The organism is Klebsiella pneumoniae complex sp. WS1778 (assembly GCF_049472055.1).
GTDB lineage: Bacteria > Pseudomonadota > Gammaproteobacteria > Enterobacterales > Enterobacteriaceae > Klebsiella > Klebsiella quasipneumoniae.
Map to the genome: position 1 here is coordinate 119,345 of NZ_JBKGTJ010000001.1, position 14,331 is coordinate 133,675.

General features: G+C 56.1%; 4 protein-coding genes. All 4 read left to right on the forward strand.

Annotation, left to right across the window (positions count from 1 at the left end; genetic code table 11):
- The first annotated feature begins 1 nt into the window (after window position 1).
- The 4 genes from ACLEXF_RS00640 (at window position 2) to gpJ (ending at window position 14,329) form a co-directional block, all read left to right on the forward strand.
- Window positions 2-712, forward strand: a complete 711-nt coding sequence (locus ACLEXF_RS00640; RefSeq protein ID WP_017880253.1) for a C40 family peptidase — start codon at window positions 2-4, stop codon at window positions 710-712.
- Window positions 713-743: 31 nt separating this feature from the next.
- Window positions 744-1,094 carry a hypothetical protein gene (locus ACLEXF_RS00645; protein ID WP_021462612.1) on the forward strand — a complete coding sequence of 117 codons (351 nt, stop codon included), beginning with the start codon at window positions 744-746 and terminating at the stop codon, window positions 1,092-1,094.
- A gap of 15 nt (window positions 1,095-1,109) precedes the next feature.
- Window positions 1,110-1,721 (forward strand): tail assembly protein, encoded by a 612-nt coding sequence (locus tag ACLEXF_RS00650; RefSeq protein ID WP_100097628.1) that lies wholly within the window; start codon window positions 1,110-1,112, stop codon window positions 1,719-1,721.
- Between the two features lie 62 nt (window positions 1,722-1,783).
- On the forward strand, window positions 1,784-14,329 hold the full coding sequence (gpJ, locus tag ACLEXF_RS00655; protein WP_423265698.1) for a TipJ family phage tail tip protein: 12,546 nt from the start codon (window positions 1,784-1,786) through the stop codon (window positions 14,327-14,329).
- Window positions 14,330-14,331: the final 2 nt, after the last annotated feature.

Consider the following 14,331-nt stretch of genomic DNA (forward strand, 5'->3'; position numbering starts at 1 on the left):
TATGCGTCAGAAAACGATTAAGGCCATCCAGGAGCATGCGGCCGCAGAATATCCGCGCGAGGCCTGCGGCCTCGTCGCCCAGAGGGGCCGAGCGGAGCGTTATTTCCCCTGCCGGAACCTGGCCACAGAGTCGAAAGATAATTTTGTGCTGGCGCCGGAGGATTATGCGGAGGTTGAAGAATGGGGAACGATCACCGGTATTGTTCACAGCCATCCTGATGCCACCACCCAGCCGAGCGAACTGGATAAAGCGCAATGCGACGCGACCCTTCTCCCCTGGCATATTATCAGCTGGCCAGAAGGCGATCTCCGTACCATCCACCCGCGTGGTGAGTTGCCGCTCCTCGAGCGACCATTCGTGCTGGGCCACTACGATTGCTGGGGCCTGGTGATGAGCTATTTTCGGCAAACCCACGGAATCGAGCTGCACGATTACCGCGTCGATTATCCGTGGTGGGAAAAGGAGTATCCGGACAATTTTTATCAGGACTGCTGGTATGAATGCGGGTTCCGTGAGTTTGATGGTCCACCGCAACCGGGTGATATGGTGATCATGCAGGTGCAGGCGGATAAGTGGAACCACGCCGGGATTCTGCTGGAAGGGAACCTGCTGCTGCATCACCTGTATGGCCATCTCAGCAAGCGCGTGCCGTATGGTGGGTACTGGATGGAAAGGACGATGAAGGTCGTTCGGTATAAGTCTCTATGTTAATATTTCGTCTTCTTTAAAAGGAGATGAATTAGTGAAAATTATTTTAGCATTGCCGATTATTATCGGGGCATTCATTCTTACTGGTTGTAAGTCACCTTCGGAAGTCCGTCAGAGTGGTCCGGAAGAAATATTTCATTCGAATAAGAATGTGAATGATGTTTCTGAGTGCATTTTATCAGGCTGGCAGGAAAAAAGTTTTCTAACAGGACCTGTCCCGGTATATATTCAGCCTTATAAAAACGGTAAGACTGTCTATATAGACGTATATACTTGGGTTGCAGATGTGATTCCTGACCAAGATGGGAAAAGTAAAGTTATTTACTTCTCTCAAAATGCCAGAAGAAGCGCTGAAATGAAATCGGTGATCAAATCATGCATATAAAAAAGGTGTGGTTTTATGATTACAGTTCAGGAGTCAATAGTTAATATTGAGCTGAGCGGTGAATTAGGAAAGCGATTTGGTAAAAAACATAAGCGCCTAGTAGCCACTACAAATGAAGCTATTCAGGCGCTTTGCTGTACGATCAGTGGCTTTGAAATGTTCATGAATAAAGCGAAAGAACGAGGATTGACTTTTGCGATATTCAAGGACGGGAAAAACATAGGGCTAAATGATTTTTCTTATCCTGTTAATGATGAAACTATAAAAATAGTCCCTGTTGTTATTGGCAGTAAAAAAGCAGGGGTATTGCAGACTATCCTTGGCGCAGTAATCATAGCTGCTGCCGTTATGCTTGGACCTGCCGGCGCCGGTGCTTTAGCCGCAGGTACTGCGTGGAATGTCGGGTTGGCTGGCGGCGCCATGATGCTCGGCGGCGTCGTTCAGATGCTTTCCCCACAGCCAGTTGGCCTGGCACGAAAAGAATCCGCTGACAATAAAGCGTCCTACGCCTTTGGGGGCGTGACGAACACTGCCTCTCAGGGATACCCGGTCTCTTTGCTTTATGGCAAACGCCGAATTGGCGGCGCCATTATATCTGCCGGTATTTACGTAGAAGACCAGCAATAAGTTTTATTCAGTAAACCATCCAATTCAGGCCACCTTGCGGTGGCTTTTTTTATGGGCGTAATATGGCAAATAACATAATTAAAGGGCGCAAGGGTGGCGGCTCAAAGCAGCGTACACCGACGGAACAGCCGGATGATTTACAGTCTGTTGCGAAAGCCAAAATTCTGCTCGCATTAGGTGAGGGTGAATTTGCAGGTGGTTTAACCGGTAAAGATATTTATCTTGATGGCACCCCGCTTGAAAATGCTGATGGTTCGCAAAACTTCAGTGGCGTGTCCTGGGCATTTCGACCCGGCACGCAGGCTCAGACTTATATTCAGGGTATTCCCGGCACTGAAAATGAAATCAGTGTGGGAACGGAAGTTTCCAGCAAGACAGCCTGGACCCATACCTTTACTAATACCCAGCTTTCTGCCGTTCGTGTCCGCCTGAAATGGCCGTCCCTGATGAAACAGGAAGATGACGGCGACGTGGTGGGCAATACCGTCAAGTATGCGATTGACCTGCAGACCGACGGTGGCGCCTGGCAGACGGTGCTGGAAACCGCTGTCACGGGTAAAACCACCTCCGGTTATGAGCGGAGCCATCGTATTGATCTGCCCCATGCCGGCAGTACCTGGACGCTACGCCTGCGTAAAATCTCTCCGGATGCAAACAGTGTCAAAGTTGGCGACGTGATGACGCTGCAGAGCTATACCGAAGTGATTGACGCGAAGCTGCGTTATCCCAACACCGCGCTGCTTTATATCGAGTTCGACTCCAGCCAGTTTAATGGCTCCATTCCGCAAATTTCCTGTGAGCCGCGTGGGCGCGTGATTCGTGTGCCGGATAACTACAATCCGGAAACCCGCGAATATACCGGCGTCTGGACCGGCGGGTTTAAATGGGCCTGGACGGATAACCCGGCCTGGATCTATTACGACATTGTTACAGCTGACCGTTTTGGTCTCGGTAATCGTCTGAGCAGCGCCAATATTTCGAAATGGACGCTGTACCAGATTGCACAGTACTGCGATCAGCTGGTTCCTGACGGGCGCGGTGGTGACGGCATGGAGCCGCGCTATACCTGTAACGTCTACGTCCAGGAACGCAACGATGCTTACACCGTGCTGCGAGACTTTGCAGCCATTTTCCGGGGCATGACCTGCTGGAACGGTGAGCAGATTGTTGTGCAGGCTGATATGCCGCGTGATGTCGATTTTACCTATACGCGCGCCAATATTGTCGGCAAACCCCGTTATTCGAGCAGCAGCAGCCAGGTTCGGTACACCAACGCCCTGGTTTCCTGGTCTGATCCGGATAATGCTTATGCTGATGCAATAGAGCCGGCGTTTATCCCGGAACTGGTTTCCCGCTACAGTTTTAACCAGCTCGAAATGACCGCGATTGGCTGTACGCGCCAGAGCGAAGCCCACCGTAAGGGGCTGTGGGGCATACTGACCAACAACAAAGACCGGGTCGTTGAGTTTGATGTGGGGCTGGACGGTCGCATTCCTCAACCCGGTTATATCATTGCCCTGGCGGATGAGTTGCTGGCCGGACGGGTCAACGGCGGGCGGATCAGCGCGGTGAATGGCCGGGTGATTACGCTGGATCGTTATGTGGATGCCAAACCTGGCGACCGCCTCCAGCTAAACCTGCCATCCGGGATCTCACAGAGCCGGACCATCCAGGCCGTTAACGGACGCCGGCAGATTACGGTCACAACGGCGTACAGTGAGACGCCAGAACGGGAATGCGTCTGGGCCGTAGAATCTAATGACCTCTTTCTGCAGCAGTACCGGGTCGCAGGGGTAAAAGAGAACGGCGATGCCACCCTCACGATCACCGGCGTGTCACATGACCCGGATAAATTCGCCCGCATCGATACCGGCGCGATTATCGATCAGCGCCCGGTTAGCGTATTGCCGGCGGGCAACCAGTCACCTCCTGACGATATTGTCATCACATCCCGCTCGGTCGTGAATCAGGGGATCAGCGTCGAAACGATGCAGGTTAACTGGTCAGCGGTCAGCGGCGCTATTGCCTACGAGGCGCAGTGGCGCCGTAACGACGGGAACTGGATTAATGTGCCGCGCAGCTCGACCACCTCGTTTGAGGTCAGCGGCATTTATGCCGGTCGTTACCTGGTTCGCGTCCGTGCGATCAATGCGGCGGAGATCTCGAGCGGCTGGGCGTATTCCGAAGAGAAAACCCTGACCGGCAAGGTCGGCGAGCCGCTGGCACCGCTGACGCTGGCAACCCGTTCGCTGGTTCATGGGGTCCAGGTTAGCTGGGAGTTCCCGACCGGCTCCGGGGATACGCTGCGCACGGAACTGCAGTACAGCAAAAACCAGGACGGCAGTGCGCCAATGCCGTTATCAGACGTAGCCTATCCGGGGAAAAGCTATCAGCAGATGGGCCTCAGTATGGGCGCCGAATTCTGGTACCGGGCGCGCCTTGTGGATCGTCTTGGCAATGAAAGCCCGTGGACCGGCTGGGTCCAGGGGATGGCCAGCGATAACTTTGATGACTACTACGAAAACCTGACCGACGCGATCAAGGATACGGCTGCCTGGGAGGAAACGCAGCGCACCATTAGCGAAACGCAGGAAGGTATCCGCAATACGCAGCAGGAACTGGAGCAGACCGCTGAAGCTCTGCGTAAGGAAGCCGAAGACCAGGCGAAGCAGGTCAGCCAGGATATTGATGCATCGGCGAAAAGCATCACTGCTGATGTTGACGGGAAGATCTCCGCCGTGAATAAAACCATCACGGATGAGATCACCTCGGTCAATGAGGCTCTCGATTCTGGTCTGGCTCAGGCAAACAAAGGCGTTCAGGAGGCAAAATCCGTTGTCGCAGATGCGAACAAGCAGATCGCAACTGTGAACAAGTCGCTGACCGACAGCATCACCCAGGTAAGACAGTCAGTCACCGATACGGCTGCGGAAATCAACGCCACCATCGACCTGGAGATTGCCAGGGTCAGCAAAACGCTGGCCGACGGCGATGCCGCATTGAATGCGCAGATAAAGACTGCTGAAAATGGCCTGAAGCAGTCGCTGTCTCAGGTTAACACCACGCTGACTAATGCAGTGAAGCAGGAGACCGCGGATCGTATCGCCGATGTTAACGCGAAGGCGGCACAGGCCGCTGATGAACTGCTGGCGGCAACGCAGGGGATTGAGGCGAGTATCGAGAGCCTGTCTGAGGCCGTGACCTCTGGTGACGAAAATCTGGCACGCCAGATCTCACAGATTGCCGCTGGCACAGGGGAGCAGTTTGACTCTCTGGAAATCTGGTATTTCGACAAAGATGCCGAAGGCTGGACGGAAGACGACAACGGCTACACGCCAATGAGCGTCACCAGCGATGGCTGGCTGAAAGCCAACAATTCGACTTCAACCTGTCGATCCCCTAACGGCCTGACGATCGATGCCCATGCTTATCGTTTCATTAAGATGCGCATTAAAAAGGTTGGCAACCCAACCTGGAACGCCAAAATGTTCTGGATCGGCGCTGATGAAACCGGCTGGAATGCTGGTCGCTCCGTGGTTATCAATGAACCGGAATACGATGACAAGGGTATTGCGATTCTGACCCTGCACGACATTGAGTGGCGAGATTCGACAACGATTCGTCGTTTCCGCTTCGATTTCACTTCAGGTCAGGATGCGGACAACTATCTGTTATTTGACTGGATCGCCGTTGGCCGGCCAGCACCCGGCGCCAGTACGGCGGCTCTGCAGGATGTGCGCAGTACGCTGAGCAACGCGCTGACTGCCGAAGCGCAGGCACGCAGCACGCTGGCGGCGCAGATGCGTGGCTCCTATGAGGGCAGCGATCTGGAGAAAGTCACCTCCGGGCTGCTGTACCAGGAAAAAACCGCGCGCGTTACCGCCATCTCGGCGGAAGTTAAGGCCAGAGAGTCCCTGCAGACGCAGTTTAACGACAACAAAGCTGCTGTTTCTGGTGAACTAAGTTCTCTGACGACAGAGCAGAGCGCGCAGGCGAGCCGTATCGGTGGCCTGGAAACCAGCCTCGGGAAAAAAGCCGATGCGGCCGCGCTGACGTCCCTGACGCAGAAAGTTGAGCAACAGGGCGCCACGCTGACATCGCAGGGCGCCGCGTTAACATCACTCACTAATCGGGTTGGCCAGACGGAAACGGGCCTGGCTGGTACGAATGAGGCACTGAGCGGGCTGCAGTCTGTTGTTACCCAGCAGGGCGACAGGATAACCAGCCAGGGTCAGTCCATCACGAAACTGACGAGCGATTTGGGCACGACAAATGCCGCGCTGGCGAAGAAAGCCGAAGCGGCTGCGGTCACTGCCTTAACGCAGCAGGTAGAGCAAAACGGGCGGGATATTCGCAGCAATACTGACAGCATCACCAGCCTGTCGAATCAACTGGTCAATGGCCAGCCGAATCGCTGGTCCCGTCGACTCTATCCGGTGCAGCTGGCTAACGCCGGGACAGTCCCGTCATTCAGCGATGTTCGCGCTGTGGCACCAACGGTCGTGGATGAGGTGGCCGACGCGGCCAAACTGGACTTTACGTCCGCCGGCAGCTATCTGATCGCGCTGTATTCCTGCCAGGTGAAAGTGGCCGCAGATACCACCATCACACTGGCGCCCGGCGCCAGGGTTTTTGATGATACCGGCGCCATATTTGTGAACGGGGTTCAGGTCGCCTGGGGTAACGCCAGCTGGAATACCGTCAGTTTTGAACTGAAAGCCGGCTGGAACACCGTTGAATTTCTGGTGAATCAGTGGACCGGCCAGGCGTATATCAACCTGGGCCTGAAGCTGTCAGACAAGGTTGCTGAGATGTACTCCGGTCTCGGGGTTTCCGCGCTGGCAAACGCAGCCGGCGTGCTCAGCTCGAATGTCAGCCAGATTGGCAACGAGGTGGTCAGCAATTCGCAGAGCATCACCCAACTCCGGAATGCGCTGACGCAGACAGACGCGAACGTGGCCAGCAAAGCGGATCAGACGGCGATGAACTCGCTAACCGGACGAGTGGAGAAAACGGAATCCGGGCTAACGGCTGCTAACGCCAACATTACCTCGCTGAAATCCGCTGTACGGGCCGGAAACGCATCAGGCGGAGATTTAATTCCCAACCCGACATTTGACCCGGCTTACGACCAGATGGGGTTTAGCGTCGTATCCACGACGGCTGAGGAGGTCCCTCCTGGCTGCCCGTATGGTTATGCGGCCCGAATTGCCAGCCGGGATCACCATCCTAACTTTGCCGCGTTCCCGGCCACGCTTAACGATGTGATTGAGATCAGCGCACTGGTTGCCTGCGGCGCCGGCACGGCGAATTTTAATCTGTATGTTGGCACCGCCGTTCGGCCAGATACGAGCACCGGTGCGCCACTCATGGCGGGGGGCGGAAAATCACCTTCTGCGACCTGGCAGAGAACCACCTGGCGCTTCAAGGTCACGCAGGCGATGGTAGACAGGGGTTATATTCGCCCTTTTCTGCAGATCTCGCAGAACAGCCCGTATGGCACCGTATGGTTCGTTACGGACTGGCATATGCGAAATGTGACAGCGGCGCAAAAGGTTCAGGATACTGCGGATGCCACGGCGGCGGCGGTTGACTCCCTGACCACCACCGTGACGCAACAGGGTAATCAGCTGACCTCGACCGGCAACCGGACAACCCAGCTGGAAAACGGGCTGGCAACCACCAATGCTGCAGTGGCCAAAAAGGCTGATGCGACAGCGGTGCAGGATTTGACCAATACCGTCACACAGCTGGGCAATGACCTGACGGCTGCGAACAGCGCCATCACGAAACTGACCGGAAATCTGGCTAATACCGATAAAGCGCTGGCGCTGAAAGCAGATGCGACTGCGTTGGCCACGCTCGACACGAAAGTGACGCAGCAGGGTAAAACGCTGGAGAGCCAGAGTAATTCGCTGACGAATCTGTCGAACAGCCTCTCGCAGGTCACGGCAGATATCGATGCCAGCGGTCAGATACCGGGTAACCTGGTCGTGAATCCCTCGTTTGAACGCGGGCTGGCTGGTTATACCGGGCAATCAAGCGCGACCAGTGTGGTGGAACTTTCCGTTCCTCACTGCGGGACTCGGGCGCTGAAGGTTGATCCGGGCAATGTGACTCCGGGGCAATTAATCCCGTTTGTTCAGGGACGAACCTATGAAATCGGGGTGTGGGTCAAGGAACCCGGAGCGACGACGGATAATGGCGCGGGGAACAACAAGCTGCGGATCGGCAACTCTGCCGGCCAGCCGGTTTTTGAGCGTCCGTACAACAGCGGTACGGTGGGGACAAACTGGACCCTGATTTCCGGTCGCTGGAAAGCGACAGAGACAGGCAGTCTACCAGTAACGCTGAATAACTATCTGAAAAGCGGCAGTCGCTACTTCGATGATTTTTACGTCACTGACGTTACCGACCGGGTGGACATCGATGCCACCGCCGGCGCCGTTACCGGACTGACGAGCCGGGTCAGCACAGCGGAAGGGACCATCACCTCACAAAGCCAGCAGCTGACGAACCTGCAGAACAGCCTGAACACGACCAACAGCAATGTGTCGAAGAAGGCCGATGCCACGGCACTGACTTCGGTCGATAACCGGGTGACGGAGGCGGAAGGGAAACTGACCACGCAGAGCCAGCAGCTGACAAATCTGGCGAATGTGCTGACGGCCACCCGCAACGCCGGCGACAACCTGATCCCGAACTTTGATTTTCTGCAGGGCAGCACGGCCTGGGATATTCAGTATCCAGCCGGTGTGACCTTTGGCGATTTCGGGGACGGGAAAGCGGGGGTCCGGCTGAACCGGACGACTAACACCAGTCCGGGTATCTTCTCCAACAACAACAAGCCGGTGCCGCTGAATGGCCAGCGCAAGTACCGGGTGGTGGTGAAGGCCAAAGGTGTTTCCGGCGCGATGAGTCTGCTGATCCGTCGCCAGAACAAAATCGGCCAGACGGACAGTACGTATGAGGATAAAACGGTCACGCTGACCACTGACTGGCAAACCATCACCTGGGAAACCGGATTGACGGCTGCCGGCGCGGACGGGCAGAACTTCAAACTTTATTCTCATCCGACAAACGGTGAAATCTGGCTCGATTCCGCCCGGGTGTTTGATATCACCGATGAAACCAACATCAAGGCGACCAGCGATGCTGTTTCATTTCTGACCGGGGCGGTGACGAATCAGGGGAACACCCTGACATCACAGGGGCAATCCATCACGGCGCTGAATAACGCGCTGGAAGGGGTCAAAGGTGATGTGGCGAAGAAAGCTGATGCGTCGGCAGTCAGTTCACTGACCAACCGGGTTACCCAGACTGAAAAGGATATCCGTAGCCAGGCCGACAGCCTGACCAGCCTGAATACATCGCTGAAGCAGCAGGCGACACGGGGAGCCAACGTACTGCCGGACGGCAGTTTTGAATCCTATGCCGTTGGCGATGTTCTCAGTAATGCCCGCGCCGTTATCACCAGTGAAGCTGCGCACAGCGGGACCAAAAGCCTGCGTGTTACGCGCAGTACGGAGTACAACCCGAACGCGACGGATAATAACGATACCCATATCTTTTCGGGCATGCAGGTTCGCGATAACGCGGTCTATTACGTGGAGGCGTGGGTTAAGTTGCCGGCTGGCTCGACCGCCGATCCGACCGTTTATATGGTGCTCGGATTTTCCTTCCAGGATTCTGCCAATGGCTGGTCGTGGCCTGGCCTGAACGTGAAAGTCTCCGAGTTGTCGGTGGACAACTGGACAAAAGTCAGTGGCTATCTGACCAACAACCGAACCGCGCTGAAACAGGCAATGGTGAGGATCTCCATCCCGAATACACCAAAAGTTCGCCTGGGTGACGCCTTCTTGATTGATGATCTGGTCATCACTGACGTGACCGATGCGAAAGCGGCGCTCGATGCCGCCGATGCGAATGCGCAGGCGCTTTCCAGTCTGTCCGCGTCAGTCACGCAGAACGGGAAGAATATTACGTCTCAGGGCAGCGCGATCACGAAACTGCAGTCGGATGTGACGCAACTTGGTAAGGATATCAGCGGCAAGGCCGATGCCAGCGCGCTGACGAATCTGACGACCCGCGTGACGGCTACCGAAGGCGGTCTGAAATCGCAGGGAGACAGCCTGACCAGCCTGCAGAACAGCCTGAACACGACTAACAGCAATGTGGCGAAGAAGGCTGATGCAACGGCGCTGCAGAGCCTGCAGAACACCGTTGAGCAGCAAGGAAAAGACCTGACCGCGCAAAGCAACGCGCTGACGAATCTTCAGAACAGCCTGAGCATCACCAACGGGAATGTGGCTAAGAAAGCCGACAGTGCGGCCGTAAGTATGCTTAGTGACCGTGTCAGCGCTAGTGAAGGAATGCTGACATCACAAGGTAACCTTTTGACCATGCTGAAAGGATCGCTGTCTTCCGGCAGTCTCATCGGCAATGGTGGAATGGAATCAGATTTATCGCTGTGGGTAGATTCGGGGACTGGCTCTGGATTTACGTACAACGATGCTGAAAAAGCTTTGCAAACAACTACAGCCTCCATCCGGACTGCAAACATCACGAAAGTACCCGTAGAGGCAGGGACCGTCTTGACGCTTAGTCTTGAGGTGCGAAGCTCGGTTACGATGACAAACGTATCTACCGATACGGTTGGTGTTATTGCAGATTTGTCGGATCCGGTGAACTGGCTTAGCTCTACCACGAAATGGTTGAGCGGTGTAACCACCGACTGGCAGACCAAAACTTTTACCCTGAACATTCCGGCTACTTTTATCGGTAATTACGTGTATCTGAGACTGGCCGCTGGGACACTGACACCATCAACAGCTCGCTTGTTGATCCGTAACGTAACGCTGTTTTCCTCGAATGGTGTATCACAAAAGGCCAGCGCGCAGTCGGTAAGTGATCTCACCAGCCGGGTCACCAGTGCGGAAGGCAAAATCACCTCCCAGGGGCAGGCTATCACGAAGCTGCAGGGCGATTTGAGCAGCACCACCGATAAGGTCAACACCAAAGCGGATCAGACGGCGCTTAACGCGCTGACTGGCCGGGTGGAGAAAACCGAGGCAGGCCTCACGGCAGCCAACAGCAACATCGTCAGCCTGACGGCAGCGGTGAACGCCGGGAATGCTGCCGGGGATGATTACATTCCAAACCCGTCATTTGATCCGGCGTATGACCGCATGGGTTATGACGTGGTGGAGACCACCGCCGATGGTGTGCCGGCTGACTGCCCGTTCAGGTATGCCGTCCGGCTGGCCGGGCGAGACCATGTGCCAAAAATCAACAACATCGCCGTGACACCGGGCGACGTTTTCGAAATGTCTGCTCTGGTAGCGTGTGGTACAGGCAGCGCCGACTTTAATTTCTATATCGGTCGGGCCACCACCGCCACCGGCGGTATCGGGGCGAGAGCGTCCGGGGGCAACACTAAGACCACCTCCGCGTGGAAACGAACCACCTGGCGCTTTACTGTGCCGGCTGACACGAACTTCCTGCGACCGTTCCTGCAGGTTAATCAGTCCAGCCCGTTCGGCACCGTCTGGTACGCTGCCGACTGGCATATGCGCAACGTGACGGCGGCGAACAGTGCGCAGAAAACCGCAGATGCGACCGCAAAAGCGGTGGATTCACTGACCACCACGGTTAGCCAGCAGGGCGATACGCTCAGCAGCATCGGCACGCGGACCACCTCGCTGGAGAACAGCCTCCGGTCGACAAACGATACGGTGAGTAAAAAGGCTGACACGACAGCGGTGACGCAGCTGCAGGGCACGGTGAAGCAGCAGGGGAATGACATCGCGGCAGCTAACAGCGCGCTGACTAAACTCAGCAGCGATCTGGCCACGACGAATGTGAACGTGAACAAAAAAGCGGACGCAAGCGCGATGAACACCCTGCAGAACCAGGTCACGGAGCAGGGCAAAACACTCAGTGCGCAGGGGGATTCTCTGACGCAACTGAGTAACAGCCTGAGCCAGACGGCAGCGGATATTGACGCCAGCGGGAAAATGCCGGGTAACCTCATTGTCAACGGCAGTTTTGAGCGCGGCGCGGCGGGCTTTACCGGCTGGAGCAGTACCGCGACGGTGGCCGATTTACAGGTTCCGCACTCGGGTAACAAGGCACTGAAAATGTCCGCCGGCCAGTCTAACCTGGTCGGACAGGAAATCAGTATCACCCAGGGTCGTACCTACCGCATGGGGGTATGGGCGAAGCAGGATCCGGGGACCACGATTAAAGATGCGGGTAACACGAAGTTTCGTGTGGCTGACAGCACTGGCCTGCTGGTCGGCTCAAACTACGGACCGTTTAGTTCTGGCTGGCAACTGGTAACGTTTGACTGGAAAGCCACGAAGACCACGACGGCCAGTTTCCAGCTGACGACCTTCCTCAGCGCGGGGGCAATGTATTTCGATGATTTCCATGTCCTCGATGTTACGGATGAAAAGGATATCGCAGCTAATGCCGGGGCCATTTCTCAGATGAATACCCGCGTCACCGCTGCTGAAGGGGCTATCACCACCCAGGCGCAGCAGCTGACGAAACTCAGCGGCGATCTGGCCGTCACGAATGCGGCGGTCAGTAAGAAGGCCGAGCAAAGCGCTGTCACCGGGTTGACCACCCGGATGACGTCTGCCGAGGGTAAACTGGATTCGCAGTCGCAGCAGCTCACCAGTCTGCAGAACAGCCTGACCACGATGAATACTGAGCTGGGTAAAAAGGCTGACACGTCCGCGGTGAGTTCACTGACCGGTCGCGTAAGCCAGGTGGAAAACACCATCACCAGCCAGTCGCAGAGCATCACGTCGCTGACCAGCACCATCAATACCATCCGCACTCAGGGAGCTAATCCGTGGGTTGACGGTACGTTTGAAAGCTACAGCGATGGCCAGGTGCTGGGCGGGAACGGCACCGCCGTTGTGGTGGCGTCTCAGAAATTCACCGGCGATAAGAGCCTGAAGTTGAGACGGGATGAGAACAACGGCGGCAACAGCGATAAACAGCTTGGCACCTGGCAGTCAGTCCGTGAGGACGCGAAGTTCCGGTTTGAGTTCTGGGCCATGATGCCGGCGGATCAGGCACCCTCCTCCGGGTGGAGAACGCTGGTCGGTATCCAGTCGCAGAATGCTGCCGGGCAAAATGCCTGGCAGGCGGCGGTCACTGTCAGCGAAGCTTCTCTGGGCGCGCGCGATAAATGGGTGAAATTCACGGGTATCGCCAGTAACAACGGGGCAGGCAGAACACGCGCGGTGGTCTGGATCTCCACCCGTGGCGCCACCGGCTACGGTACCCCTGGCTATTCACTGTATATCGACGATCTGGTCATCACGGATGTTACCGATGCGAAAGCGGCACAGGATGCCTCTGACGCGACGGCGAGCGCTGTGAGCGGCCTGACGGTGCGCGTAACGGATGCCGAAGGGAAAATCACTGCCCAGGCGCAGCAGCAGACGGCACTGGCCACGAAAGTGGATAACGCCAACTCCCGCGTCGATAACATGGCGAAGACGCTGAGCGACAGCCAGAGCACACAGGCCAGCCTGAATACCTCGCTTCAGTCGCAGATTGACGCGCAGGCGGCCGCCAACATCAAAAACCAGACGACGCTCGACAACACGATTAAATCGGTGGCCAGTATCACCAGTACCCAGCATACGCATGCAACGGCACTGGAGGCGCTGGCAACGCAGCAGACGACCCTGACATCCAGTGTCGGGGATCTCAGCGCTTCCGTTCAAAACACCGCTAAAACCGTGGCGGATGTGAATGGTACGGTGAGTTCGCTGTGGTCGATGAAGGTTGAGACGGTTAACGGGAAGAATGTTGGCGCGGGGATTACGCTGGGCAGCAATGGTGAAACGAGCGACATGATCCTCTACGCCGACCGCTTCTCGCTGTTTAACCGTAACAATGCGACGGCAGTGCCGGTGATGATTGCCGAAGGCAATGAACTGTATATCGATACGGCACGTATCAAAAACAGTTCCCTGACCTCAACCAAAATCGCGGACGGTTCCATCACGAACGCGAAGATCGGCAACGAGATCCGCTCGAATGACTTTGTTGACGGGTCACGCGGCTGGCGTATCGCCAAGGATGGCTCTTCGCAGTTCAATAACGTGATCGTCCGTGGCAGGGTCGAAGCGACTAGCGGCGTGTTCCGTGGCACTGTCCAGGCGGATGCGTTCATCGGTGACATTGCGGTGGCCAAAAGTTACGACAGCCTGACCTTCCGCCGCAACCAGACGGTACAGCGGAACGGTGCGTATCAGAACAGGGGGTATAGCATGACAGTGGTTCTGGCCTGCACCCTGGTGTGCCAGACCTATGGGACGGGCAGTGGCCTGGGGTATACCTCTGATATTACGTTCAACATTGGTGGGCAGGAGGTAACCCGCCGTATCTTCGTCGATGCCGGTAATATCACAGCCGGCACGACGGCCTTTGAATTGCGGTTTGCCGCGCGCCTGGATGCTGACTACAACAATGTCGGCTTCTTTATCAAAGCGACAGGTCGTACTGCCGCGATTGATTACACCTGCACAGTCGAGAACATCACCGCAACCGCATTTCGGACGGACAGCAGTTCATTTAGCTAACA

Bases quoted from the DNA above. Each gene is read 5' to 3' on its own strand.
- ACLEXF_RS00640 (WP_017880253.1), top strand. From the start codon at position 2: ATGCGTCAGAAAACGATTAAGGCCATCCAGGAGCATGCGGCCGCAGAA.
- gpJ (WP_423265698.1), top strand. From the start codon at position 1,784: ATGGCAAATAACATAATTAAAGGGCGCAAGGGTGGCGGCTCAAAGCAG.
- ACLEXF_RS00650 (WP_100097628.1), top strand. From the start codon at position 1,110: ATGATTACAGTTCAGGAGTCAATAGTTAATATTGAGCTGAGCGGTGAA.